General features: G+C 65.0%; 26 protein-coding genes. 17 read left to right on the top strand and 9 right to left on the bottom strand.

The genetic code is table 11. From position 1 onward, the window contains the following. Window positions 1-69 precede the first annotated feature (69 nt). Both APH27_RS15665 and APH27_RS15660 read right to left on the bottom strand, forming a co-directional pair. Window positions 70-429, bottom strand: a complete 360-nt coding sequence (locus APH27_RS15665) for a hypothetical protein (protein WP_060485287.1) — start codon at window positions 427-429, stop codon at window positions 70-72. Beyond that, window positions 426-803, bottom strand: coding sequence for a glyoxalase superfamily protein (locus APH27_RS15660; protein WP_060485286.1), 378 nt, complete (start codon window positions 801-803; stop codon window positions 426-428). The genes APH27_RS15665 and APH27_RS15660 overlap by 4 nt, the downstream gene beginning before the upstream one ends. 272 nt (window positions 804-1,075) lie before the next feature. Between APH27_RS15660 and APH27_RS15655 the strand changes: the two genes are divergently transcribed. The 8 genes from APH27_RS15655 to ureG are packed head-to-tail and all read left to right on the top strand — an operon-like array spanning window position 1,076 to window position 6,638. Continuing rightward, window positions 1,076-1,909 (top strand): urease accessory protein UreD, encoded by an 834-nt coding sequence (locus tag APH27_RS15655; protein WP_027916768.1) that lies wholly within the window; start codon window positions 1,076-1,078, stop codon window positions 1,907-1,909. 9 nt (window positions 1,910-1,918) lie between these two features. Further along, on the top strand, window positions 1,919-2,221 hold the full coding sequence (locus APH27_RS15650; RefSeq protein ID WP_027916767.1) for an urease subunit gamma: 303 nt from the start codon (window positions 1,919-1,921) through the stop codon (window positions 2,219-2,221). A gap of 19 nt (window positions 2,222-2,240) precedes the next feature. Beyond that, the gene (locus APH27_RS15645; RefSeq protein ID WP_027916766.1) at window positions 2,241-2,558 is read left to right on the top strand and encodes an urease subunit beta; all 318 of its coding nucleotides are present in this window, start codon (window positions 2,241-2,243) and stop codon (window positions 2,556-2,558) included. Continuing rightward, a complete protein-coding gene (gene ureC / locus APH27_RS15640) occupies window positions 2,555-4,258 on the top strand; it encodes an urease subunit alpha (protein ID WP_060485285.1) in 1,704 nt (567 codons plus the stop codon). Before APH27_RS15645 ends, ureC begins: the two co-directional genes overlap by 4 nt. Window positions 4,259-4,268: 10 nt before the next feature. Further along, window positions 4,269-4,760 (top strand): urease accessory protein UreE, encoded by a 492-nt coding sequence (gene ureE, locus APH27_RS15635; protein WP_027916764.1) that lies wholly within the window; start codon window positions 4,269-4,271, stop codon window positions 4,758-4,760. A gap of 23 nt (window positions 4,761-4,783) precedes the next feature. Then, window positions 4,784-5,329, top strand: coding sequence for a HupE/UreJ family protein (locus APH27_RS15630; protein WP_060485284.1), 546 nt, complete (start codon window positions 4,784-4,786; stop codon window positions 5,327-5,329). Next, complete coding sequence (locus tag APH27_RS15625) at window positions 5,329-6,003, top strand: urease accessory protein UreF (protein ID WP_060485283.1); 675 nt, start codon at window positions 5,329-5,331, stop codon at window positions 6,001-6,003. Before APH27_RS15630 ends, APH27_RS15625 begins: the two co-directional genes overlap by 1 nt. Window positions 6,004-6,014: 11 nt before the next feature. Then, window positions 6,015-6,638 carry an urease accessory protein UreG gene (gene ureG / locus APH27_RS15620; RefSeq protein ID WP_027916761.1) on the top strand — a complete coding sequence of 208 codons (624 nt, stop codon included), beginning with the start codon at window positions 6,015-6,017 and terminating at the stop codon, window positions 6,636-6,638. 5 nt (window positions 6,639-6,643) lie between these two features. On the opposite strand, the gene APH27_RS15615 is transcribed toward ureG, so the two are convergent. Together APH27_RS15615 and APH27_RS15610 are read right to left on the bottom strand one after the other, a co-directional pair. Then, window positions 6,644-7,372, bottom strand: coding sequence for a thioredoxin family protein (locus tag APH27_RS15615; protein WP_060485282.1), 729 nt, complete (start codon window positions 7,370-7,372; stop codon window positions 6,644-6,646). A gap of 351 nt (window positions 7,373-7,723) precedes the next feature. Next, the gene (locus tag APH27_RS15610) at window positions 7,724-8,386 is read right to left on the bottom strand and encodes an HAD family phosphatase (RefSeq protein ID WP_060485281.1); all 663 of its coding nucleotides are present in this window, start codon (window positions 8,384-8,386) and stop codon (window positions 7,724-7,726) included. Window positions 8,387-8,481: 95 nt separating this feature from the next. On the opposite strand from APH27_RS15610, the gene lexA reads away from it, so the two are divergent. Genes lexA through APH27_RS15590 form a run of 4 tightly spaced genes read left to right on the top strand, consistent with a single transcriptional unit; the run spans window position 8,482 to window position 14,221 of the window. Next, a complete protein-coding gene (lexA, locus tag APH27_RS15605; protein ID WP_027916758.1) occupies window positions 8,482-9,099 on the top strand; it encodes a transcriptional repressor LexA in 618 nt (205 codons plus the stop codon). Next, window positions 9,099-9,719, top strand: a complete 621-nt coding sequence (gene imuA, locus APH27_RS15600; protein WP_060485280.1) for a translesion DNA synthesis-associated protein ImuA — start codon at window positions 9,099-9,101, stop codon at window positions 9,717-9,719. The genes lexA and imuA overlap by 1 nt, the downstream gene beginning before the upstream one ends. Before the next feature lie 6 nt (window positions 9,720-9,725). After that, window positions 9,726-11,144 carry a DNA polymerase Y family protein gene (locus APH27_RS15595; protein ID WP_060485279.1) on the top strand — a complete coding sequence of 473 codons (1,419 nt, stop codon included), beginning with the start codon at window positions 9,726-9,728 and terminating at the stop codon, window positions 11,142-11,144. Then, window positions 11,141-14,221 (top strand): error-prone DNA polymerase, encoded by a 3,081-nt coding sequence (locus APH27_RS15590; RefSeq protein ID WP_027916755.1) that lies wholly within the window; start codon window positions 11,141-11,143, stop codon window positions 14,219-14,221. Before APH27_RS15595 ends, APH27_RS15590 begins: the two co-directional genes overlap by 4 nt. Before the next feature lie 126 nt (window positions 14,222-14,347). Here APH27_RS15590 and APH27_RS15585 read toward each other — a convergent pair whose 3' ends face one another. Then, window positions 14,348-15,169 (bottom strand): aldo/keto reductase, encoded by an 822-nt coding sequence (locus APH27_RS15585; protein WP_060485278.1) that lies wholly within the window; start codon window positions 15,167-15,169, stop codon window positions 14,348-14,350. After that, complete coding sequence (locus APH27_RS15580) at window positions 15,157-16,062, bottom strand: LysR family transcriptional regulator (RefSeq protein WP_027916753.1); 906 nt, start codon at window positions 16,060-16,062, stop codon at window positions 15,157-15,159. Before APH27_RS15580 ends, APH27_RS15585 begins: the two co-directional genes overlap by 13 nt. Window positions 16,063-16,202: 140 nt before the next feature. Here APH27_RS15580 and APH27_RS15575 point away from each other — a divergent pair, with 140 nt between their 5' ends. The 3 genes from APH27_RS15575 to APH27_RS15565 all read left to right on the top strand — a co-directional run bounded on the left by APH27_RS15575 (window position 16,203) and on the right by APH27_RS15565 (window position 19,200). Further along, complete coding sequence (locus APH27_RS15575) at window positions 16,203-16,901, top strand: CoA transferase subunit A (RefSeq protein WP_027916752.1); 699 nt, start codon at window positions 16,203-16,205, stop codon at window positions 16,899-16,901. A gap of 35 nt (window positions 16,902-16,936) precedes the next feature. Beyond that, a complete protein-coding gene (locus APH27_RS15570) occupies window positions 16,937-17,593 on the top strand; it encodes a CoA transferase subunit B (protein WP_027916751.1) in 657 nt (218 codons plus the stop codon). A 188-nt stretch (window positions 17,594-17,781) separates the two neighbouring features. After that, complete coding sequence (locus APH27_RS15565) at window positions 17,782-19,200, top strand: short-chain fatty acid transporter (RefSeq protein ID WP_027916750.1); 1,419 nt, start codon at window positions 17,782-17,784, stop codon at window positions 19,198-19,200. Between the two features lie 126 nt (window positions 19,201-19,326). On the opposite strand, the gene APH27_RS15560 is transcribed toward APH27_RS15565, so the two are convergent. After that, complete coding sequence (locus APH27_RS15560; RefSeq protein ID WP_060485277.1) at window positions 19,327-20,214, bottom strand: dihydrodipicolinate synthase family protein; 888 nt, start codon at window positions 20,212-20,214, stop codon at window positions 19,327-19,329. 33 nt (window positions 20,215-20,247) lie between these two features. Beyond that, window positions 20,248-21,030 (bottom strand): aldolase, encoded by a 783-nt coding sequence (locus APH27_RS15555; RefSeq protein ID WP_027916748.1) that lies wholly within the window; start codon window positions 21,028-21,030, stop codon window positions 20,248-20,250. 152 nt (window positions 21,031-21,182) lie between these two features. Here APH27_RS15555 and APH27_RS15550 point away from each other — a divergent pair, with 152 nt between their 5' ends. Both APH27_RS15550 and APH27_RS15545 read left to right on the top strand, forming a co-directional pair. After that, window positions 21,183-21,725 (top strand): helix-turn-helix domain-containing protein, encoded by a 543-nt coding sequence (locus APH27_RS15550; RefSeq protein ID WP_027916747.1) that lies wholly within the window; start codon window positions 21,183-21,185, stop codon window positions 21,723-21,725. A gap of 10 nt (window positions 21,726-21,735) precedes the next feature. Further along, window positions 21,736-22,521 (top strand): AraC family transcriptional regulator, encoded by a 786-nt coding sequence (locus tag APH27_RS15545; protein ID WP_027916746.1) that lies wholly within the window; start codon window positions 21,736-21,738, stop codon window positions 22,519-22,521. On the opposite strand, the gene APH27_RS15540 is transcribed toward APH27_RS15545, so the two are convergent. Then, window positions 22,514-23,095, bottom strand: a complete 582-nt coding sequence (locus APH27_RS15540) for a LysE family translocator (protein WP_027916745.1) — start codon at window positions 23,093-23,095, stop codon at window positions 22,514-22,516. The two genes, APH27_RS15545 and APH27_RS15540, sit on opposite strands and share 8 nt — an antisense overlap. Between the last annotated feature and the right edge of the window lie 105 nt (window positions 23,096-23,200).

The following is a 23,200-nucleotide window of genomic DNA, read 5'->3' as shown; positions in this document are numbered from 1 at the left end:
TTGATGACCCTGTGGGAGCGGGTTTACCCGCGAAGAGGCCGGGCCAGGCAATACAAGGCCCATCCAGCTTCAGCGTTGCTGCAGGCGCCTGTTCCAGTCCCCGGCATGGCTGCGGCTGCAGGCCTCTTCACTGTCGAAGCGCACATGCCAGGCCACGTGATCCAGCGTCACACCCGCTTGCTCGAGCGCCTGGGCGGTCAGCGCCAGCATGCGCCCCTTGGCCGCACCCGCCAGCGCGACGGTTTTATCGGCTTCGCGCTCGAACACCCAGGTAATCCGAAGGCTGGCCGGAAAATCTTCCGGGGCCAGCCGATGGGTCAGCCAGCTGAACCCGACGATCTCGGCCTTTGCGGTTTCGCAGGCCTCGGTCAGGCAGGCGACCAATTCGCGCTCCAGGCGCGCCAGGTCGCGTTTGCTCATGGCTTTCACTGGGCAGCCTCGTCATCAATTTGCTGGCAGAAGCGCAACAGGTTGCCGAACGGGTCGCGAATCTGCATCTGCAAGCCCCAGTCGACCCGTTCGGCCTGGGGGCGGGCATAGCCGTACTGCTTGTCCAGCAGTTCGCGCTCCAGCGCCAGCAGGTCCTCGGTAAGGGCAAACACGGTCGAGCCCGGGCAGGCGTCACCGTGGTGTTCGCTCAGGTGCAGGATCAGCCCGTCGCGGTGGATCTGCGCGTATAGCGGCAGGTCCGGGCTGAAACGGTGTTCCCAGTCGAGCTGGAAGCCCAGGAAGTCCACATAGAACTCCTTGGCCTTGTCCACCGAGAAGATACGCAGTACCGGAATGGCGGGGGCGAGGGGCATGGCGGTTCCTTGGCCAAAGGCAAAACACAGACTGTAACGCAGCACCGAAAGAGGGCCAAGCGTTGCCCCTGCAATGTGCGTCATCGCCCTGCATGCCCCACGCCAGAGCCTTCACCGTGAAGGTTTCATCTTCATTCACCTGCGAAGTTGGCCCGCAACCTGCTATATCCAGCCAGCGAAATTTGATCGAGTGGTCAGTCCTTTTTCACCCACGGGTGATGCACATGACCCTCTAAACGGCCTCAAGGCCACAGAAATCAAGGGGCCGCAGGATGTCGCTCGCGGAGCAGATCGAACCATCGGAACAGGACGCTGGCTGGAGCGCGCACCTGCAGTTGCGCTTCGTCGAGCGCAACGGCGTGACCCGCCTTGGTGCGCGCCGTCATTTCGGCCCGCTTTTGGTGCAGCGCCCGTTCTATCCAGAAGGCGCGCCGTGCCACGTTTATGTGCTGCACCCGCCTGGTGGCATCGTCGCCGGCGACCGGCTGGAGCTGGACATCCACCTCGAACCGGGCAGCCACGCGCTGCTGACCATGCCCGGGGCCAGCAAGTTCTACCGCAGCATCGGCCCTACCGCGCGGCTGGCCCAGCGCTTTCACCTGCAGGCCGGCAGCACGCTGGAGTGGCTCCCCCAGGACAGCATCTTCTTCAATGGCGCCCGCGCCAGCCTCGACAGCCGCTTCACCCTCGAACCCGGTGCCAGGCTGCTGGCCTGGGAAACCCTGTGCCTGGGCCGGCCAGTGATGAACGAGCGCTTCGAGCTGGGCGCACTGGACAGCCGCTTGTGCATCGCGTTGCCCGGCGACCCCGGCCTGCACGAGCGCCTGCGCATTGCAGGTGGGCAACTGGCCAAGGTCGGTGGCCACCCGCTGGTCGCCACCTTCTGCGCATCGCCCGCGACCCCGGCCGTGCTGGAGCAGGTGCGAGCGCTGCTCGATGAACTTGATACCCCCGCAGGCGCGACCTTGCTTGGCCCGCTGCTGGTGATCCGCCTGCTCGATCACGACAACCAACACTTGCAACACACCCTGCAGCGCCTCTGGCACGCCCTGCGCCCGGCCGTTCTCGGCCTGGCCGCTTGCCCGCCGCGCATCTGGGCCACTTGAGAGAGCGCCATGGAGCTGACCCCGAGAGAGAAAGACAAACTGCTGCTGTTCACCGCCGCGCTGCTGGCCGAACGGCGCCTGGCCCGTGGCCTGAAGCTCAACTACCCGGAGGCCGTGGCGCTGATCAGTGCCGCGGTGCTCGAAGGCGCCCGTGATGGCCGCACGGTGGCCGAGCTGATGAGCCTGGGCCGCGAAGTGATCGGCCGTGAGCAGGTCATGGAGGGCGTTGCCGAAATGCTGCATGACGTGCAGGTCGAGGCGACCTTCCCCGACGGCACCAAGCTGGTGACCGTACACGACCCCATCGTCTGACCTGGAGCAGGAGCCCAGCATGATCCCAGGTGAAATTCAGGTCGCCGCTGGCGACATCGAACTCAACGTCGGCCGTGACACGGTCAGCGTCAGCGTGGCCAACCACGGCGACCGGCCGGTGCAGGTCGGTTCGCACTACCACTTCTACGAGGTCAACGATGCGCTGGTGTTCGAGCGCGCGCCGACCCGTGGTTTTCGGCTCGATATCCCGGCCGGCACCGCCGTGCGCTTCGAACCGGGCCAGTCGCGCACCGTGCAGCTGGTGGCCTACGCCGGCAAGCGCGAAGTGTATGGCTTCCAGGGCAAGGTGAATGGCGCACTGGAGGGCAGGGCATGAGCCGTATTTCCCGTCGGGCCTACGCCGACATGTTCGGCCCCACCGTCGGCGACCGCGTGCGCCTGGCCGACACGGCGCTGTGGGTGGAGGTCGAGAAGGACTTCACAATCTATGGCGAAGAGGTCAAGTTCGGTGGCGGCAAGGTCATCCGCGACGGCATGGGGCAGGGCCAGATGCTCGCTGCCGAGGCCATGGACCTGGTCCTGACCAATGCCCTGATCATCGACCACTGGGGCATCGTCAAGGCCGATATCGGCGTCAAGCACGGGCGCATCGCGGCTATCGGCAAGGCCGGCAACCCCGATGTGCAACCGGGCGTGACCGTGCCGGTCGGCCCAGGCACCGAAGTGATCGCTGCCGAGGGCAAGATCGTCACCGCAGGCGGCATTGACTCGCATATCCACTTCATCTGCCCTCAGCAGGTGGAGGAGGCGCTGACCAGCGGCGTCACCACGTTCATCGGCGGCGGCACCGGCCCGGCCACCGGCACCAACGCCACTACCTGCACACCGGGGCCATGGTACCTGGCGCGCATGCTCCAGGCTGCCGACTGCCTGCCGATCAACATCGGCCTGTTGGGCAAGGGCAACGCCTCGCGCCCTGAAGCGCTGCGCGAGCAGATCGCCGCTGGCGCGGTGGGCCTGAAGCTGCACGAAGACTGGGGCTCGACCCCGGCCGCCATCGATTGCTGCCTGGGCGTGGCCGAAGAGATGGACATCCAGGTGGCGATCCACACCGACACCTTGAACGAGTCGGGCTGCATCGAGGACACCCTGGCCGCCATTGGCGACCGCACCATCCATACCTTCCATACCGAGGGTGCCGGTGGCGGCCACGCGCCAGACATCATCCGTGCGGCGGGGCAGGCCAACGTGCTGCCGTCCTCGACCAACCCGACCCTGCCGTACACGGTCAACACTGTCGACGAGCACCTGGACATGCTCATGGTCTGCCACCATCTGGACCCGAGCATTGCCGAGGACGTGGCGTTCGCCGAGTCGCGCATCCGCCGCGAGACCATCGCCGCCGAAGACATCCTCCACGACATGGGCGCCTTCGCCATGACTTCGTCCGACTCCCAGGCCATGGGCCGGGTCGGTGAAGTGGTGTTGCGCACCTGGCAGGTCGCGCACCAGATGAAGCTGCGCCGCGGCCCGCTGGCGCCGGACACCGGCTACAGCGACAACTTCAGGGTCAAGCGCTACATCGCCAAGTACACCATCAACCCGGCGCTGACCCATGGCATCGCCCATGAAGTCGGTTCAGTAGAGGTGGGCAAGCTGGCCGACCTGGTGTTGTGGGCGCCGGCTTTCTTCGCGGCCAAGCCGGCCCTGGTGATCAAGGGCGGGATGATCGCCACTGCGCCGATGGGCGACATCAACGGCTCGATCCCGACCCCGCAGCCTGTGCACTACCGGCCGATGTTCGGCGCCATGGGCGCGGCCCGCCACGCCACACGCATGACCTTCCTGCCCCAGGCCGCCATGGACCGTGGCCTGCACCAGGAACTGGGGCTACAGAGCCTGATCGGCGTGGCGCACGGCTGCCGCAGGGTGCGCAAGGCCGACATGGTCCACAACACCTTGCAGCCAGTGATCGAAGTCGATTCACAGACTTACCAGGTACGCGCCGACGGCGAGTTGCTGGTCTGCGAGCCGGCTAGTGAACTGCCGCTTGCGCAGCGTTATTTCCTGTTTTGAAGGAGTGAAGATGATAGTCCTGACCCGCCGGATAGAGGCATCCGAGACCGTCACCGGCAGCGTGACCCTGGACGTCGACAGCCGCATAAAAAGCCGCTTGCGCGTGACCCTCGACGACGGCCGCGAAGCCGGCCTGATGCTCGAGCGTGGCCACCTGCTGCGCGGCGGCGAGTTGCTCGCCGATGCCGCAGGAAGCCAGGTGATTCGCGTGATGGCTGCACCTGAAGCGGTGTCGACGGTGCGCTGCGACGACCCGCATCTGCTGGCCCGTGCCGCCTATCACCTGGGCAACCGCCACGTTCCCCTGCAGATCGATCCGGGCCTTTTGCGCTACCAGCACGATCACGTGCTTGACGACATGTTGCGCGGCCTGGGCCTGACGGTACAAGCCGAGCAGGCGCCGTTCGAGCCGGAAGCCGGCGCCTACCAGAGCGCACCGCACAGCCACAGTCACAGCCATGGCAGCGACCATCCGTTCGTGCGCCTGCCTGCCCATTCCTGAACCGCTCTGCCAAGGAGACCCCAATGAAAAAGATGTTCGCCCTTGCCCTGCTGATGGTCGCGCTGCCGGCCTTCGCTCACCCCGGGCATGACGGCAACCCGCTGCAAGACGGCTTGCTGCACCCGCTGACTGGCCTCGACCACCTGCTGATGCTGCTCGGCACCGGCGCGCTCGCCGCGCTGACCCGGCGCAACGTGGCGCTGCCCCTGGCAACCCTGGCGTCGATGTTCGCCGGTGCCGTGTGCGGCCATCTATTCGGAGATGTGCTGGGCATGGAGACAATGATCGCTGTGTCGGTGCTGGTCGCAGCTGCCGCCGTGCTGCTGCCCAGCCGCCAACTGCTGCTGGCCCTGGCCATGCCGGTGTTTGCCCTGTTCCATGGCTGGGCCCATGGTGTCGAAGCCACGCCGAGCGCGTTCTGGATGTTCAGTGCCGGCTTTGTCACTGTCAGCGGCCTGCTGCTGGCGTGCGGCTTTGCAGTCGGTTGCCTGCTGCGCCGCCACAGCGGCCTGCAGAAAGCCTTCGGCGGCGGCATGCTGGCCGGTGCAGCGCTGGTGCTGGCCGGTTGATGAACAGCGACCTGGCACTGCTGCGCCTGCTGCAGTTGGCCAGCCCCGGCCTGCCGGTAGGTGGCTTCACCTATTCGCAAGGGCTGGAGTGGGCCGTCGAGGCTGGCTGGGTGTGTGATACCGCCGGCTTCAGCGCCTGGCAGCGCGAGCAGATGCACGACACCTTGGCTTGCCTGGACTGGCCGGTGCTGGCGCGCCTGTACCGCGCTTGCGAGGCCAATGATGCACACGCGTTCGCCCGCTGGAGCCGCTTCTTGCTGGCCAACCGCGAAACCGCCGAGCTGCGACTTGAAGAACAGCAGCGCGGCTCGGCCCTGGCGCGGTTGCTCGATAGCTGGCAGCTGGGCCAGGACCCGGCCTGGCGCACCACTATTGAGCTCAGCCAGCTCGGCGGCATGGCCTGGCTCGCCGTGCACTGGCAGATCCCACTGCGTCAACTCGCCCTCGGCCATGCTTTTGCCTGGCTCGAGGGAGCAGTAATGGCCGGGGTCAAACTGGTGCCGTTCGGTCAGCAGGCGGCGCAGACCCTGCTGCGCGACCTGGGGGCCGAACTGCCCGGCGTGCTGGACCAGGCACTGGCATTGGCCGATGACCAGCTCGGCGGTGGCCTGCCACTGCTGGCCATCGCTTCTTCGCGTCACGAAACCCAATACACCCGTTTGTTCCGTTCCTGAGGACTGCCTACATGCAAAGCTATCAGCAACCCCTGCGCGTCGGTGTCGGCGGCCCGGTCGGCTCCGGCAAGACCGCGCTGCTCGAATGCCTGTGCAAGGCCATGCGCGATCACTACCAGATCGCCGTGGTCACCAACGACATCTATACCAAGGAAGACCAGCGCATCCTCACCGAGGCCGGTGCCCTTGAGCCTGAGCGTATCGTCGGTGTCGAAACCGGTGGCTGCCCGCACACCGCCATTCGCGAAGATGCCTCGATGAACCTGGCCGCCGTCGAAGCGCTGGCGCGCAAGTTCGGCAACCTTGAAGTGATCTTTGTCGAAAGCGGCGGCGACAACCTCAGCGCCACCTTCAGCCCGGAGCTGGCCGACCTGACCATCTACGTCATCGACGTGGCCGAGGGCGAGAAGATTCCGCGCAAGGGCGGCCCCGGTATCACCAAATCGGACTTCCTGGTGATCAACAAGACTGACCTGGCGCCCTACGTCGGTGCCTCGCTGGAAGTGATGGAGCGTGACACCCAGCGCATGCGCCCGCAGCGCCCTTGGACCTTCAGCAACCTGAAGAAGGGCGAAGGCCTGCAGGCGGTGATCGACTTCATTGTCGAGCGGGGCATGCTGGGCGTCAGGGGCTGACTCCGTCAGTCGTGGCAGCAGTGCGGTTTGCCGGTTTGCTCCGTGTAGCGATCATGGTGCCGCACCCAGTCCATGGTCCCGGCTTCGTTGCGGCCCAGCGGAGCGATGTCGAGGAAGTTGTAAGTGTTGACCAGGATGTCCAGGCCGCGGGCGTAGGTGGAATAGGTATGGAAGACCGTGCCGTCCGGGTCTTTGTAGAAGGCGCTCAGGCCTGGCAGCTCGGCCTCGTTGCCGGTGTAAGGCTCATAGTTGTACTGGCGTTGGCCCTCGGTGCCGACGCTGACGCCGAAGTCTTCGTTGAAGCCGCTGGCGTGCGATGAATACCAGGGGAAGCGCCACCCCATGCGTTGGCGGAAGGCCTGGAATTCGGGGTAGGGCGCACGCGACACGGCGACCAGCGAGACGTCGTGGTGGGCCAGATGCAGGTTGGCGCCGTCGAAATGGTCGGCAAGGAACGAGCAACCTGGGCAGCCTTCGTTCCAGCCCTCGGCAAACATGAAGTGATAGACAAGCAGCTGGCTGCGCCCGGCAAACAGCTCGGGCAGGCTCAGCTCGCCGTCCGGGCCCTGGAAGCGGTAGGGCTGTTCGACCTGAACCCAGGGCAGGGCACGGCGGGCGGCCGCCAGTTCGTCGCGCTGGTGAGTGAAGGCCTTTTCGTGCAGCCACAGCTGGCGGCGAGCGGCCAGCCATTGGTCGCGTGAGGCGACCGGGTGTTTCTGATCGGGGGTGCTCATGGTGCTGACTCCGCAAGGGGGTTCACACCCTGGTCGATTCGAAAGGAGGGGAATCGACAGCCGTGGCGGATGGGCGATGAGTGGTCTGGTGTGCCTGGCTGGAAATTTGTGGCGCCTGTCAGATCGAGCGCCGCCCGCGCGGCGCATCGCGGATGAATCCGCTGCTACGGTTGTTGCAACGTGGCCATGCCTGTGAGGCCATGGTTTTTAGCCTTGTTTGCAAGGCTCAAGACATGCACCAGGGCGGGCAACCATGGCTTAACAGGTTCGGCACGTTGCAACAAACGTAGGAGCGGATTCATCCGCGATGCGCCGCGCGGGCGGCGCTCGATCTCGGCCCCAGTCATTCATTCATGGCGAGCACATGGTCTCGATCAACACCCACAACTGTGGATCATTGAAATCCTTCACCACCAGTTTTGCCCCGGCCGCCAGCAACCGCTCCGGCGTCTGGGTCGTGGCAACCCCCACGGTGAAGATCCCGGCCCCGCTCGCAGCGGCCACGCCCGGTAGCGAGTCCTCGAACGCCAGCGCTTCGCCTGCCACCGCCTCCAGGCGCTGCAGCCCGGTGAGGTAGGGCAGTGGATCAGGCTTGGGCCGCGCCAGCTCTTCGGCCACCAGTACATGCTCGAAGCGGTCCCGAAGGCCCATGGCCGTCAGCATGTGCTCGGCATTCAACCGTGGTGCATTGGTCACCACGCACATGCCGATGTCCCAGGCTCGCGCATGGTCCATCAGACGCAGCAAGCCTGGCGTGGGTTGCAGCACGGGTGACAGTTCGCGGAAAAGCGCTTCCTTGCGGTCGGCCAGGGCCTGGCACTCGGCCGCATCGGCACGTGGAAACAATTCGGCAAACAGTTCGCCATTGGCCCGGCCACTGACCTGGGCATCGAACTGTTCCTGGGTCAGCTGGCGTCCGTCATAGTCGTGAAGCAGTTGGCGGAAGGCCTGCAAATGCAGGGTGTCGGTGTCGGTCAAGGTTCCATCGAGATCGAACAGCAGGGCAGTCAGCATCAGGTATCCAGGTAATCAAAAAAACAAAAGCCGGGGGATGATAACCAAACCCGGCGACAAAGGGGGCTGTTCAGCGCACGTTGAAAAGAGTACAAATGTACTCCATGGACAATCTCACCCCAAAACGCCGGGCAATCCTGGAATACATTCGCGAGCGCATTGCCGAACACGGCCAGCCACCGAGCCTGGCCGATATCGCCAGCCGCTTTGGCTTCGCTTCGCGCAGCGTGGCGCGCAAGCACATCACCGCGTTGTGCCAGGCCGGTTACATCGATGTCACGCCAAACCAGGCGCGGGGCATTCGCCTGGCCGAGCCCCTGCGCCGGCCAGAAATCCTCGAAATTCCCGTGCTGGGGCAGGTGGCGGCCGGTGCACCGATCGGCCCGGACCTGGGCATTCACGAGCAATTGCTGCTCGACCCCAGCCTGTTTCGTCGCACCCCGGATTACCTGCTCAAGGTGCGCGGTGATTCCATGGTCGACGACGGCATCTTTGACGGTGACCTGGTCGGCATTCGCCAGCAGGGCGAGGCACGTGATGGCCAGATCGTGGTAGCGCGCCTGGACGGCGAGGTCACCATCAAGCGGCTGCAGCGCCAGCACGGTGGTTACCGGCTGTTGCCGCGCAACCCGGCCTATGCGCCGATCGATGTCGGGCCTGAGCACGAGTTCTTCATCGAAGGCGTGTTCTGTGGCTTGCTGAGGCGCGACTGATGGGCGCGGTGGTCGATCTCGATCGGCTGCTCGACCAGCGCCATGTCTGGCGCGGCCGGCAGGGCCAGGTGCGCCCGGCCGGCTTGCAACCCACCGGCCATGCGACGCTCGACCAGCGCCTGCCGGAGGGCGGCTGGCCGGCAGCGGCCCTCAGTGAACTGCTTTTGGCCAGCCCGGGGTGTGGCGAACTGCAACTGCTCTGGCCTTCCCTGGCACGCCTGACCGCTGATGGCGAGCGGGTGGTGCTGGTGGCGCCGCCGTTCATTCCCTATGCGCCGGCCTGGCAGGCCGCCGGTGTCGACCTGCGCTGGTTGGTGCACGTCGATGCCGAGCAGGTCGATGCCCTGTGGGCGGCTGAACAGTGCTTGCGCTCCGGCAGCTGCGCGGCGGTGCTGTGCTGGCCGGAGCGTGCCGATGACCGCGCCCTGCGCCGCCTGCAGGTGGCTGCCGAGACCGGGCAGGCACTGGCTTTCGCTTGTCGGCCGCAACAGGCTGCGCACAATCCTTCGCCCGCTGCGTTGCGTATTGCCGTGGATACGCGCCCGGCGCAATGGCGCGTACTCAAGTGCCGGGGCGGCATGCCACCGGCCATGCCAATCGCCTGCCCAGGGCGGGGCTGATGCAACATGCTCTGGGCCTGCATTCTCCTGCCCCAGCTGGCGCTGGACTCGGTCCTGCGCGAGCGTGACGACGCCGATACGCCACTGGTGCTGATAGGCGGCCCCGTTCAGCGTCGCTTGCTGCAAGCCGTCAATCCAGCTGCAGCGGCGCTTGGCCTGCGGGCGGGGCAGACGCTGACCGCCGCACGGGCCCTGGCCGATGGCTTCCAGTGTGTCGAGGCTGACCCGGCCCGCATCGAGCAACTGCAGCAGTTGCTGGCAGCCTGGGCCTACCGGTTCAGTGCTCAGGTGAGTCTTCATTACCCACGTGCTTTGTTGCTTGAGGTCGGTTCCAGTTTGCAACTGTTCGGTCCCTGGCCGCTGTTCGAGGCCCGCCTGCGCGAGGAACTGGCAGCACTGGGCTTGCGCCAGCGCATCGTGCTCGCAACCAACCCGGTAGCAGCCCGCATGCTTGCCAACGGCCATGACGGCCTGGCCTTGACCAGCGCCGAGCAGACCCGGGCTGCGCTGGCGCGCATGCCGATCGAGCGTGTCGGGTTGCCGGTGGACGCTGCCGAAGCCTTTGCCCGCATGGGCCTGCGCCAGTTGGGGCAGGTGCTGGCCTTGCCGCGCGATGCGCTGGCCAGGCGTTTTTCCGCCCAGGTGCAGTTGCACCTGGACCAATTGCTCGGTTTGCGCTCCATGGGGCTGGGCTTCTATCAGCCGCCGGATCGCTTCGAAACGCGCCTGGAACTCAACTTCGACGTCGAGTCGCACCAGGCCTTGCTGTTCCCGCTGCGGCGCATGCTCAATGACCTGGCTGCCTTCCTCGCCGGTCGCGACTGCGGTGTGCAGCGCTTCTGCCTGCACCTGGAGCACGTCGAAGGGCCGGACACTCGATTGCAGGTAGGCCTGCTGGCCGCCGAGCGCGACGCTGCGATGCTGTTCGAACTGGCCCGCGGGCGCCTGGAGCCGCTGCGCATCCCGGCGCCTGTGCGCAACCTGCGGTTGGTTGCCGACGACCTGCCAGCCTTCGTGCCCCAGCACCAGGCACTGTTCGACCCCCGCGCCAAGCAGGCCCAGCCCTGGGAGCAACTGCGCGAACGCTTGCGCGCGCGCCTGGGTGATGAAGCCGTCAAGGGCCTGCGCGCCGAGGCCGACCATCGCCCCGAGTGCGCCTGGCAGCAGGCGGAACAGGGCGCCCAGGGTAACCTGCCGGCCTTGCCCGGTAGCCGCCCTGGCTGGTTGCTGCCCACACCGCAGGCCTTGGCAACGACTGACCACACGCTGCTCGGCCAGGCCGAGCGCATCGAGTCGGGCTGGTGGGACGGTGGCGACGTGCGCCGTGACTACTATCGCATCGAAACCCGCGACGGCCTGCGCGGCTGGGCCTATCAGGACCTGTCTCAACCCGGCCCGCTGTGGCTGCAGGGCTGGTTCGCATGAGTACTTCGAGTTACGCCGAGCTGCATTGCCTGTCCAATTTCAGCTTCCAGCGCGGTGCGTCCAGCGCCGAAGAGCTGTTTCGCCGCGCTCACGAGCAGGGCTACCAGGCCCTGGCAATCACCGACGAGTGCACCTTGGCGGGCATCGTTCGCGCCTGGCAGGCCGCCAAGGCGCAACAGTTGCGCCTGATCGTCGGCAGCGAAATGCGCCTGCAGGGTGGCCCCAAACTGGTTTTGCTGGTGCAGAACCTGGCGGGCTACCAGAACCTGTGTGCCCTGATCACCCGTGCTCGACGGCGGGCCGAGAAGGGTGACTACCAGTTGTTCGCTGACGACCTTCAGCAACACCATGAGGGGTTGCTGGCGCTGTGGATTGCCGACGATCCCGATGACCAGGCGACTGGCCGCTGGCTACGTGGCGTGTTCGCTGGGCGCTTGTGGCTGGGCGTTCACCTGCACCGCGGCAGCGACGATGACCGGCGCCTGGCGCGCTTGCGGGAACTGGCGGCGCAGCTGGGCATACGCGCGGTGGCCTGCGGTGACGTGCACATGCATGTGCGCGGCCGGCGTGCGCTTCAGGACTGCATGACCGCCATCCGCCAGCACTGCAACGTGGCCGAGGCAGGGCGCCACCTGTTCGCCAATGGCGAGCGCCACCTGCGCCCACTGGAGCAACTGGCCGAACTCTACCCGGCAGACCTGCTGGCTGAAAGCCTGGTCATCGCCGAGCGTTGCCAGTTCGACCTGGGTGAACTGCGCTACCAGTACCCGCGCGAGCTGGTGCCCGAAGGCCAGACCCCCGCCAGCTGGCTGCGCGAATTGTGCGAGCGGGGCTTGCCCCTGCGCTGGCCGGCGGGGCCGAGCAGCAAGGTGCGCGCAGTGCTGGACAAGGAACTGGCACTGATCGAGGAGCTGGGTTACGAGAGCTATTTCCTGACCGTGCATGACATCGTCGCCTTTGCCCGCAGCCAGCACATTCTCTGCCAGGGCCGTGGCTCGGCAGCCAACTCGGTGGTGTGTTTCGTGCTGGGCATCACCGAGCTCGACCCGATGGAGCATCGCCTGCTGTTCGAGCGCTTTCTGTCCCGCGAGCGCAACGAGCCGCCCGATATCGACGTGGACTTCGAACATGACCGGCGCGAAGAGGTGATCCAGTACGTGTTCCGCCGTTATGGCCGGCACCGCGCTGCACTCACTGCCGTGGTCAATACCTATCACGCTGCCGGGGCTGTGCGTGATGTAGCCAGGGTGCTGGGTCTGCCGGCCGACCAGGTGGATGCCCTGGCCAAGTGCTGCGGCCGCTGGAGCGACCGCATCCCGGACCCGCAACGGCTGGCAGAGGCCGGATTCGAGCCGGGCAGCCCGTCGTTGCGGCGCATCCTGGTACTGGCCGGTGAGTTGATCGGTTTCCCCCGTCACCTGTCCCAGCACCCCGGTGGCTTCGTCATTTCCGAACAACCGCTGGACCATCTGGTGCCGGTGGAAAACGCTGCCATGGCCGAGCGCACCGTGATCCAGTGGGACAAGGACGACCTGGACATGGTCGGCCTGCTCAAGGTCGATGTGCTGGCACTGGGCATGCTCAGCGCCTTGCGCCGTTGTTTTGACCTGCTGCAACGCCATCGCGGTCGCCAGCTGACCCTGGCGACTATCCCTGGTGAAGACCCGGCCACCTACGCAATGATCAGCCGCGCCGAAACCATGGGGGTGTTCCAGATCGAATCGCGGGCACAGATGGCCATGCTGCCGCGGCTCAGGCCCAACACCTTCTATGACCTGGTGATCGAAGTGGCCATCGTGCGGCCTGGGCCAATCCAAGGCGACATGGTTCACCCCTACCTGCGCCGGCGCCTCAAGCAGGAGCCGGTGACCTATCCCTCGGAAAAGCTCAAGGAGGTCTTCGAACGTACGCTGGGCGTGCCACTGTTCCAGGAACAGGTAATGGAGCTGGCCATGGTTGCTGCCGACTATAGCCCCGGCGAGGCTGACCAGTTGCGCCGCAGCATGGCAGCCTGGAAGCGCCACGGCGGGCTGGAGCCCCATCGTCAGCGGCTGGTCGAAGGCATGCTGCGCAACGGTTACGACCTGGCATTCGCCGAGCGCATCTTCGAGCAGATCAAAGGTTTTGGCAGTTACGGCTTCCCCGAGTCGCACGCGGCCAGCTTCGCCTTGCTGTGTTACGCCAGCAGCTGGCTCAAGTGCCATGAGCCGGCGATCTTCACCTGTGCGCTGGTCAACAGCTGGCCTATGGGCTTCTACAGCCCGGACCAGCTGCTGCAGGAGGCGCGGCGGCAAGGGATCGAAGTCCGTCCCGTGGATGTGTTCCATAGCGAATGGGACTGCACCTTGGAGCCTGACCCTCAAGGTGCCCTGGCCCTGCGCCTTGGCTTGCGTCAGGTGCGTGGTTTCAGTGAGGCGGATGCGCGCCGCCTGGAGCAGGCGAGGGCGCAGCGCCCCTGGCGGGATGTCGAAGACCTGTGCCTGCGCGCCGGGCTCGACAGCCGTGCCCGCGCCCGGCTGGCCGATGCGGGAGCCCTGCGTGCCCTGGCGCGTGACCGCCACCAGGCGCGCTGGCAGGTGGCGGCGGTGCAGCCGCAGTTGCCGCTATTCGCCGAGGTGCAGGCGCTGCCAGAAGCGCAAGTAGCGCTGCCCGCGCCAACGGTTGGCGAAGACCTGGTTGCCGATTACGAAACCTTGGGGACTACCCTGGGCCCGCATCCGCTCAGGCTGTTGCGCTCACGGCTGCGGGCGCTGGGCTGTCGCAGTTCCGGCGAGCTGGCGGGTGTCGAGCACGGCGATGCGATTACCGTGGCCGGGCTGGTGGTGGGGCGGCAGCGTCCGCAAACCGCCAGTGGCGTAACCTTCGTGACACTCGAGGATGAGTTCGGCATGGTCAACGTGGTGGTCTGGCGTGACCTGGCTGAACGGCAGCGGCGTGCGTTGGTGGGCTCGCAGTTGCTCAAGGTGAGCGGGCGGCTGGAGCAAGAGAACGGGGTGCGGCATTTGATTGCCCGGCGGCTGGAAGACATCAGCCCCTTGCTGCAAGGGCTGGATGTGAAGAGCCGAGATTTTCACTGACTTGATGGCTTCTTCGCGGGCAAGTCGGGGCGCCGAACCGCCGCTCCCACAGGATCACCACAGGATTGCAGCCCTCCACGTTACCTGTGGGAGCGGGTTTACCCGCGAAGAAACCAACTCGGTCTGTCAGACCATCGCCAGATGCTGCTTGCGCGTCGGCGCCGGAAATGCCCGGTCGATCGCCCGCAAGTCCTCAAGGGTGAGGGTCAACGCCCCGGCAGCCGCATTCAACCGCACATGCTCCGCAGACACCGCCTTGGGGATGGCAATCACATCATTTTCCCGTGTCACCCACGCCAGGCTGACCTGCGCCGGCGTCGCCCCATGGCGCTCGGCGATCTCGCTCAACACCGGGTGTTGCAACAGCCGCCCGGCCTGGGCCAGCGGGCAGTAGGCCATGGTTGGCAAACCGCGCTGGCGGCTCCACGGCAACAAGTCGAACTCGATGCCGCGCTGCGCCGGGTTGTACAGCACCTGATTGGTGGCGCAATCCGGGTTGTGCAGTTCACGCAGGTCATCGACATCGAAATTGGACACCCCCCAACGGCGGATCTTGCCCTGCTCGCGCAAGCGTTCGAACGCCTCGACCGTTTCCTCCAGCGGATACTGGCCGCGCCAGTGCAGCAGGTACAGGTCGATCACCTCGGTGCCGAGGCGTTTCAGGCTGCGTTCGCAAGCTTCAGGCACGCCCCGGCGGCTGGCATTGTGGGGGTAGACCTTGCTGACCAGGAACACCTGGTCGCGGCGCCCGGCAATGGCCTGGCCGACCACTTCCTCGGCGCCGCCCTCGGCATACATTTCGGCGCTGTCGATCAGGGTCATGCCCTGTTCGATGCCTTGTTGCAGGGCAGCCACTTCGGCGGCCTTGCGGGCCGGGTCCTCGCCCATGTACCAAGTGCCCTGGCCAATGGCCGGCACGTTGCAACCTGCCAGTTTCACGTAACGCATGTCACCTCCGGAGTCTGGGTGTGGGAAAGCACTACTTCGAGCAGCGCCTGGGCTGCGGTGGAAAGCCTGTGGTCGGCCAGGGCGATCACGCCGATGCGCCGTTCGACGGCAGGCTCGACCAGTGTCACGCAACGTGCGCCCAGCTCCTGCATCTGGTTGATACACAGCGCTGGCACCGCGCTGACGCCCAGGCCACTGGCGACCATGCGGCCGATGGTCGACAGCTGGTGGCTTTCGAACGCCACCGCCAGCTTGCCGTGGCGTGCCGCGACGTACTGCTCAAGCAGCAGGCGCACTGCCGACGGGCGTTGCAAGGCGATGAAGTCCTCAGCCAGCAGTTGCGCCCAGGTCGCCTGGGCTTGCAAGGCCAGCGGTGAATCGGCCGGCACCACGGCGACGAAACGGTCCATGTACAGCGGATGGAAATTCAGGCCTTCGGTGTTTTCCGGCTCGAAGCCGATGCCCAGTTCGACGCGGCGATGGCGCACCAGTTCCAGCACCTGTTCGTTGATCACGTCATGCACCGTGACATTGACCTTGGGGTAACGCTGGCGGAACACCTTGAGCGAATGTGGCAACAGGTTGCCGGCAAAGGCGGGCATGGCCGCCACCGAGACGCGGCCCAGCTGCAGGGTGAAGCGCTGGCGCAGCATTTCTTCGGTGTCGTCCCAGTCGGCCAGCAGGCGCCGAGCCAGGGGCAGCAGCACCTCACCCTCGGCGGTCAGGCTGACGCTGCGGGTGGTGCGGGTGAGCAGGGCGCCCCCGAGGTTCTCCTCCAGTGCCTTGATGGTCAGGCTCAAGGCCGGTTGCGACACATGCAGGTGTTCACCGGCTTGGGCGAAGCTTTGGTACTTGGCGACGGCGACGAAGGCGCGCAGTTGCTTGACGTTCATGACAGCCTCGCTCGCTGTTTTGGAAAAGTTATCAATCGATGATGAAAACAAAATTAACAAATCAGTCGTCAGCGGTGAAGATGGCTGCACACGCTCACCGACAGCCTCGTCGGTTCAACAACTACAAAAGGCGGATCAGCATGGCCGGACTGGACAAGCGCGTAGCAACCTATGAAGAGGCCCTGGCAGGCCTGACCGACAACATGACGGTGCTGGCCGGCGGCTTCGGCCTGTGCGGCATCCCTGAAAACCTCATCGCTGAAATCAAGCGCCTTGGCGTCAAGGGCCTGACCGTGGTTTCCAATAACTGCGGAGTCGACGGCTTCGGCCTGGGCGTGCTGCTGGAAGACCGGCAGATCCGCAAGATGATCGCTTCCTATGTGGGCGAAAACGCCGAATTCGAGCGCCAGCTGCTCAGCGGCGAACTGGAAGTCGAGCTGACCCCGCAAGGCACCCTGGCTGAGAAGATGCGTGCCGGCGGTGCCGGTATCCCGGCCTTCTACACCGCCACCGGTTACGGCACGCCGGTTGCCGACGGCAAGGAAGTGCGCGAGTTCAAGGGCCGCAAATACATCCTCGAAGAGTCCATCACCGGCGACTTTGCCATCGTCAAGGGCTGGAAGGCCGACCACTATGGCAACGTGGTGTACCGCAACACCGCGCAGAACTTCAACCCACTGGCGGCCACCGCCGGCAAGATCACCGTGGTCGAAGTGGAAGAAATCGTCGAGCCAGGCGTGCTGCTGCCCAGCGAGATCCACACCCCGGGCATCTTCGTCGACCGGGTGATCGTCGGCACCTTCGAAAAACGCATCGAAAAGCGCACCGTCAAGGCCTGAGCGCCGTCCATCAGAACAACAAAGAGATCCTGACCATGGCACTGACCCGCGAACAGATGGCGCAACGCGTCGCCCGTGAACTGAAGGACGGCTACTACGTCAACCTCGGCATCGGTATCCCGACCCTGGTGGCCAACTATGTACCGGCTGACATGGATGTGATGCTGCAGTCCGAAAACGGCCTGCTCGGCATGGGTGAATTCCCCACCGAAAGCACCCTCGATGCCGACATGATCAACGCCGGCAAACAGACCGTCACCGCCCGCCGTGGTGCGTCGATCTTCGACTCGGCGCAGTCGTTTGCCATGATCCGTGGCGGCCACGTCGACCTGACCGTGCTGGGCGCATTCGAAGTGGACGTGGAAGGCAACATCGCTTCGTGGATGATCCCCGGCAAGCTGGTCAAGGGCATGGGCGGCGCCATGGACCTGGTGGCCGGTGCCGAGAACATCATCGTCACCATGACCCACGCCTCCAAGGATGGCGAGTCCAAGCTGCTGCCGCGTTGCAGCCTGCCGCTGACCGGTGCCGGCTGCATCCGCAAGGTGCTGACCGACCTGGCCTACCTGGAGATCGAAGACGGCGCCTTCATCCTGCGCGAGACTGCGCCGGGGGTGAGCGTTGAAGAAATCATCGAGAAGACCGCTGGCAAGCTGATCGTGCCGGACGATGTAAAGGAAATGACCTTCTAAAGCATCACACTGTCCCCCTGTAGGAGCGGCCTTGTGTCGCGAAAGGGCTGCAGAGCAGCCCCGCGGTTTCAGCACTTAAGTTGAGATCGGGGGGCCGCTGCGCGGCCCTTTCGCGACACAAGGCCGCTCCTACAGGGGTTTTGCGTTTCTGCAGATAAATCCGATAAAACCAATAAAAGGAAGTAACCGTGGCCGCTGAAATCCAAGACAGCCGCTCCGCCCGCTTTGCCCTGCGCTGTTCCAACTGGGCCGAGCGGTGGTTCCCCGACTCCTGGGTATTCGCCGCCCTGGCCGTGTTGCTGGTGTGCATCGGCGCCCTGGCCATGGGCGCCAAGCCGACCGACACTGCCAAGGCCTTCGGCGATGGCTTCTGGAGCCTGATCCCGTTCACCATGCAGATGGCCTTCGTGGTCATCGGCGGCTATGTGGTGGCCAGTTCGCCGCCAGCCGCTCGGCTGATCGATCGCCTGGCGCGCATCCCCAAGAACGGCCGCTCGGCGGTGTGCTGGGTGGCGCTGATCTCGATGCTGGCTTCGCTGCTCAACTGGGGCCTCTCGCTGGTGTTCGGCGGTTTGCTGGTCCGTGCCCTGGCCCGTCGCACCGAACTGAAGATGGACTATCGCGCTGCGGGTGCCGCGGCTTATCTGGGCCTGGGTGCTGTCTGGGCGCTGGGCCTGTCGTCTTCGGCCGCCCAGTTGCAAGCCAACCCGGCCAGCCTGCCGCCTTCGATCCTGTCGATTACTGGCGTGATCCCGTTTACCGAGACCATCTTCCTCTGGCAATCCGGGGTGATGTTGGCGGCCCTGGTGATCGTCTCGCTGGTGATCGCCTATGCCACGGCACCCGGCCCGAACAGTGCGCGCAGCGCCGAAGACTGTGGTGTCGACCCCAGCTTCACCGCGCCCCCAACGCCCAAGCGTACCCGCCCGGGCGAATGGCTGGAGCACAGCCCGATCCTGATCCTGATGCTGGTGGCCCTGGCCGGCGGCTGGCTGTACCAGGAGTTCGCCACCAAACCGGCGATCACTGCGATTTCCGGGCTGAACACCTACAACCTGCTGTTCATCATGCTTGGTGCTTTGCTTCACTGGCGCCCACGCAGCTTCCTCGATGCCGTGGCGCGTGCCGTGCCGACCACCACCGGGGTGCTGATCCAGTTCCCGCTGTACGGCTCGATTGCTGCGATCCTTACCCAGGTCAAAGGTGTGGATGAGCAGACGCTGGCCCATCACATCTCGTTGTTCTTCACCCAGATCGCCACCCATGACACCTATGCGCTGCTGATGGGTGTGTACTCGGCAGTGCTGGGCTTCTTCATCCCTTCGGGTGGTGGCAAGTGGATCATCGAAGCGCCGTACGTGATGCTGGTGGCCAACGACCTGCAGTACCACCTGGGCTGGGCGGTGCAGATCTACAACGCCGCCGAGGCGTTGCCGAACCTGATCAACCCGTTCTACATGCTGCCGTTGCTGGGCGTGCTGGGGCTCAAGGCGCGGGACCTGATCGGCTTCTCGTTCGTGCAGTTGCTGGTGCATGTGCCGCTGGTGCTGGTGCTGCTGTGGGCACTGGGTACCACGTTGCAGTATGTGCCGCCGGTGATGCCTTGAAATAGCGGTGTTGCCTGCACCGGCCTGTTCGCGGGTAAACCCGCTCCCACAGGATCCCCACAAACCTCAAATGAGGTGCAGTACCTGTGGGAGCGGGTTTACCCGCGAAGAGGCCAGTGCAGGTTTTCAATCCGTCAGCGTTGCCAACAATGCCGCCAAGGTCGCGCGCCCTGGTTCATCCAGCCCGAACACCGGCCGCCGTGGTTCACCCACGGGTAACCCGGTCAGCCCCAAACCCGCCTTGATGGTCGCCGGCAATCCGCCCTTCAGGATGAAGTCGAGCAACGGCAGCTGCCGGTAGAACAGCGCCTTGGCCAGCACCAGGTCCCCCTCGAGCACAGCCTGGTAAAGCGCCTGGTTCAACGCCGGAATCAGGTTAGGCGCGGCCGTGCACCAGCCCTTGGCCCCGGCCACGAACGCTTCCAGTGCCAGCGGATTGCAACCGTTGTAGAACGGCACCTGGCCCTCGCCAAGCAGCTGAAGCTTGTGCATGCGCTGGATGTCGCCGGTGCTCTCCTTGACCATGGTCACGTTGGCCACTTCGCGGACGATGCGCAGGATCAGCTCTACCGACATGTCGGTGCCACTGGTGGCCGGGTTGTTGTAGAGCATGATCGGGATATCGATGGCGTTACCGATGGCGCGGTAGTGCTGGAGGATCTCGGCTTCGCTGAGCTTCCAGTAGGCGGCCGGCAGTACCATCACCGCGTCGGCGCCATGGGCCTGGGCAAAGCGGGCGCGGCGCACGGCGCCGGCGGTGGTCAGGTCGGAGACACTGACGATGCTGGGCACGCGTTTGCCGATCTGGGCAAGGCTGTACTCGGCCACCTGTTGCCATTCGCTGTCGCTGAGATAGGCACCTTCGCCGGTGCTGCCCAATGGGGCGATGGCCTGCACGCCGCCGCCGATCAGGCGTTCGATGGACTGACCCAGCGCGGGCAGGTCGAGCTGTTCGCCGCCAGCGCTGAAGGGGGTGATGGTGTAGCCGATGATGCCGTGGAATTGTGTGGTCATGGTGATAGGCTCCGCAAGCAAGGCATTCAGGGGTCAGTTCAGGCAATCGGCGTGGGCACGCAGGCTCTGCCGGGCAAAATAGTTGAAGGCAGCGGCATGGCGCTTGGGCCGGTCGATCCAGTCATGGGCTTCGCGGCCCAGTGCCGGTGCGATGGGTTTGATGGTGCCGGCCGACATCGCCAGCAGTTGCAGGCGTGCGGCGCGCTCGATCAGTTGGGCATACACGCAGGCCTGCTCGATGCTGGAGCCGGTGGACAGCTGGCCATGGTGCGAGAGCAGGATGGCGCGCTTGTCACCCAGCGCGGCACTGATGATCTCGCCTTCCTCGTTGCCCACTGGCACGCCTGGCCAGGCTTCGAGGAATGCACAATCGTCGTACAGCGGGCACAGGTCCATGTGCGAAACCTGCAATGGGACTTCCAGCATCGACAGGGCAGCGACGTGGGTCGGGTGGGTGTGGATGATGCAGTTCACGTCCGCACGGGCGCGGTACACCCAGCTGTGGAAGCGATTGGCCGGGTTAGGCATGCCCTGGCCTTCGAGCACCTCGAGGTCCTCGTTGACCAGCAGCAGATTGCTGGCACTGATTTCGTCGAAACCCAGCCCCAGTTGCTGGGTGTAGAAGGTGCCGGGTTGCGGGCCGCGGGCGCTGATTTGCCCGGCCAGACCGGAGTCATGGCCGTGATCGAAAAGAATTCGGCAGGTCAGGGCCAGCTTTTCCCGCACAGTCCACGTATTATCGGCAAGCGAGCCTTGCATCTGCGTCAGCGCCTGCTGGACCAGTTGGTCCTTGCTGTGTGTCAGGGTCTTGGCCATGGGGGGGTCCTCTGTGGCGTGATGAGCGATGTCAGCGCTGGCCCGTTCCGAAGCTTTGGTCGGTTGAGGAACGGGTCAGCTCGTGACACAAATAATCCTATATGACACAAAGTGTCATAAGCAAGCCTGTGGATCGGGGAAAGTCGCGTCGCATGTCTAACCGATTGAAAGTGTTGAGAAAAAAACTGGGTGTCACGCTGGAGGTGCTGGCCGATAAGTCCGGCATGACCAAGAGCTACCTGTCCAAGGTGGAGCGTGGCCTGAACACACCGTCGATCGCAGCTGCCCTCAAGCTGGCGCGGGCGCTGAACGTCAATGTCGAGGAGTTGTTCGCCGAGGAGCAGGCTGGGCAAGGTCGTTACAGCCTGGTGCGCCAGGGCGAGCGCCAGGCGCTGGTGGGCGATGGTCACGGGCCGGGCTATGCGGCGCTGACCAGCCAGATCGGGCAGCGCAGCCTTTTGCCGTTTCTGATCCAGCCGCCGACCGAATTCAGCGACCCGACGTTCAAGGAGCATGAGGGTGAGGAGTTTCTGTTCGTCCACGCCGGCAAGGTGGAGGTCGACTTCATGAACGAGCGGGTATTGCTGGAGCAGGGCGATGCGCTGCACTTCAACGCCCAGACGCCGCACCGCCTGCGCTCTGTCGGCGAACAGCCGGCGCAGTTGCTGGTGGTGGTGCACCACAGCGGCGAATGAGGGCAGGGCGATGATCGAGGTGTCGCGGTTCTGGCGGGATCCGGCATTGCCCTTTGTCGAAGCCCGATGCGTGGGAGATGGGCGCAAGGTCTGCTATGCCGCCCATTCCCATGAGAGCTTTTCCATCGGCGTGATCACCGGCGGGCGCAGCACCTACCTGAGCGGTGCCAGCCAGGTCGAGGTGATGGCCGGTACCACGGTGCTGATGAACCCAGGAGTGGTACACACCTGCAACCCGATTGCCGGCCAGCCGTGGTCGTACCTGATGCTGTTCGTCGACATGCCGTGGCTGCAAGACCGTCGCTTCGTCCTGCCAACGCAGACCTTTAGCGCCTCTGCGGGGTTGTACCGCCGGCTGCTGCAACTGTTCGCCGACTTGTTCGACGCGTGCCTGAGTGATCGAGAAGCTCGGTTGGCCACTTTTTTCACGGATCTGCCCGGCTACCTCCACGCCAGTGTGTACCAGGTGCATAGTGAGCATCCACAATTGGACGCGGCGGCGGCGTTCATACGTGCGCACCGATGCGACCCGTTGAGCCTGGCTGATATCTGTGCGGCTTGTGGCCTGTCCCGTTCCTACCTGATTCGCGCTTTCCGCCAGCGCTTCGGCCTGACGCCCCATGGCTACCTGCTCGACCAGCGGGTGCAGCTGGCGCGGTCGCAACTGCGACGTGGCCGGGCGATTGCCGAGGTGGCACTGGAGGCAGGGTTTGCCGACCAGGCGCATCTGCAGCGCGCCTTCAAGCAGCACCTGGCAGCAACGCCTGGGCATTACCGCGCAGCCGACATCAAGTGAGCAGATACACCGCGCTTCCCACCAGCAATACTGCCAGCCCTCGGTTCAGCCACTTGAGGTAACGCGGCTCCCGAAGAAATGGCCGAATCACACTTCCGGCCCAGGCCCAGCAGGCTACCGAAACAAAGCAGATAGGCCCGTAGATCCAGGTGAACAACCACAGCAATTGTTGTTCGCCACCGGTATAGGCGCCAACGCCTGCCACTGCCGCCAGCCAGGCCTTGGGGTTCAGCCATTGCATCGCCGCACCCTGCCAGGCCGAAGGTGCGCGCTGCTGTTGTGACCCGCTCAGTTGGCCATCATCGCGGGCCAGCTTCCACGCCATGTACAGCAGAAACGCCACGCCGCCCCAGTGCAGCGCCACGCTCAGCAGCGGCCAGCGCGACAGCAGCTCGTGTACTCCCAGCCCAACCAGTACCAGCAACAGGCAGAAGCCCAGCGTTGCGCCCGTCACATGCCACAGGCTAGCCCGCAGACCATGCCGGGCACCGCTGCCGAGGGCAACGACATTGACCGGCCCGGGAGAGATCGAGGCGGCGAGGGCGAAAGCGGCCATGGAAAGGGACAGGCTCATTTACCGAAACTCCGTAGGTTGGGCGATGCCGCCATCCTGCGGCGTCACGCGGGGCGTGTATTGAAGAAAAGTCCCCCAAAATGGTGTTACAGGTTTTGTAATATT

It is taken from the genome of Pseudomonas sp. NBRC 111123 (assembly GCF_001320205.1).
Classification (GTDB): Bacteria; Pseudomonadota; Gammaproteobacteria; order Pseudomonadales; family Pseudomonadaceae; genus Aquipseudomonas; species Aquipseudomonas putida_J.
Note: the sequence above shows the minus strand (reverse complement) of the source record. Positions and strands in the feature narration are given on the sequence as shown.

Coding starts and splice junctions, on each gene's coding strand:
- APH27_RS15610 (WP_060485281.1), bottom strand. CDS start 8,386: ATGCTGACTGCCCTGCTGTTCGATCTCGATGGAACCTTGACCGACACC.
- APH27_RS15585 (WP_060485278.1), bottom strand. CDS start 15,169: ATGCGTTACGTGAAACTGGCAGGTTGCAACGTGCCGGCCATTGGCCAG.
- APH27_RS15650 (WP_027916767.1), top strand. CDS start 1,919: ATGGAGCTGACCCCGAGAGAGAAAGACAAACTGCTGCTGTTCACCGCC.
- APH27_RS15545 (WP_027916746.1), top strand. CDS start 21,736: ATGATCGAGGTGTCGCGGTTCTGGCGGGATCCGGCATTGCCCTTTGTC.
- APH27_RS15595 (WP_060485279.1), top strand. CDS start 9,726: ATGCTCTGGGCCTGCATTCTCCTGCCCCAGCTGGCGCTGGACTCGGTC.
- APH27_RS15645 (WP_027916766.1), top strand. CDS start 2,241: ATGATCCCAGGTGAAATTCAGGTCGCCGCTGGCGACATCGAACTCAAC.
- imuA (WP_060485280.1), top strand. CDS start 9,099: ATGGGCGCGGTGGTCGATCTCGATCGGCTGCTCGACCAGCGCCATGTC.
- APH27_RS15630 (WP_060485284.1), top strand. CDS start 4,784: ATGAAAAAGATGTTCGCCCTTGCCCTGCTGATGGTCGCGCTGCCGGCC.
- APH27_RS15655 (WP_027916768.1), top strand. CDS start 1,076: ATGTCGCTCGCGGAGCAGATCGAACCATCGGAACAGGACGCTGGCTGG.
- APH27_RS15590 (WP_027916755.1), top strand. CDS start 11,141: ATGAGTACTTCGAGTTACGCCGAGCTGCATTGCCTGTCCAATTTCAGC.
- APH27_RS15625 (WP_060485283.1), top strand. CDS start 5,329: ATGAACAGCGACCTGGCACTGCTGCGCCTGCTGCAGTTGGCCAGCCCC.
- APH27_RS15560 (WP_060485277.1), bottom strand. CDS start 20,214: ATGACCACACAATTCCACGGCATCATCGGCTACACCATCACCCCCTTC.
- APH27_RS15550 (WP_027916747.1), top strand. CDS start 21,183: ATGTCTAACCGATTGAAAGTGTTGAGAAAAAAACTGGGTGTCACGCTG.
- lexA (WP_027916758.1), top strand. CDS start 8,482: ATGTACTCCATGGACAATCTCACCCCAAAACGCCGGGCAATCCTGGAA.
- ureE (WP_027916764.1), top strand. CDS start 4,269: ATGATAGTCCTGACCCGCCGGATAGAGGCATCCGAGACCGTCACCGGC.
- APH27_RS15540 (WP_027916745.1), bottom strand. CDS start 23,095: ATGAGCCTGTCCCTTTCCATGGCCGCTTTCGCCCTCGCCGCCTCGATC.
- APH27_RS15555 (WP_027916748.1), bottom strand. CDS start 21,030: ATGGCCAAGACCCTGACACACAGCAAGGACCAACTGGTCCAGCAGGCG.
- ureC (WP_060485285.1), top strand. CDS start 2,555: ATGAGCCGTATTTCCCGTCGGGCCTACGCCGACATGTTCGGCCCCACC.
- APH27_RS15570 (WP_027916751.1), top strand. CDS start 16,937: ATGGCACTGACCCGCGAACAGATGGCGCAACGCGTCGCCCGTGAACTG.
- APH27_RS15615 (WP_060485282.1), bottom strand. CDS start 7,372: ATGAGCACCCCCGATCAGAAACACCCGGTCGCCTCACGCGACCAATGG.
- APH27_RS15660 (WP_060485286.1), bottom strand. CDS start 803: ATGCCCCTCGCCCCCGCCATTCCGGTACTGCGTATCTTCTCGGTGGAC.
- APH27_RS15580 (WP_027916753.1), bottom strand. CDS start 16,062: ATGAACGTCAAGCAACTGCGCGCCTTCGTCGCCGTCGCCAAGTACCAA.
- ureG (WP_027916761.1), top strand. CDS start 6,015: ATGCAAAGCTATCAGCAACCCCTGCGCGTCGGTGTCGGCGGCCCGGTC.
- APH27_RS15575 (WP_027916752.1), top strand. CDS start 16,203: ATGGCCGGACTGGACAAGCGCGTAGCAACCTATGAAGAGGCCCTGGCA.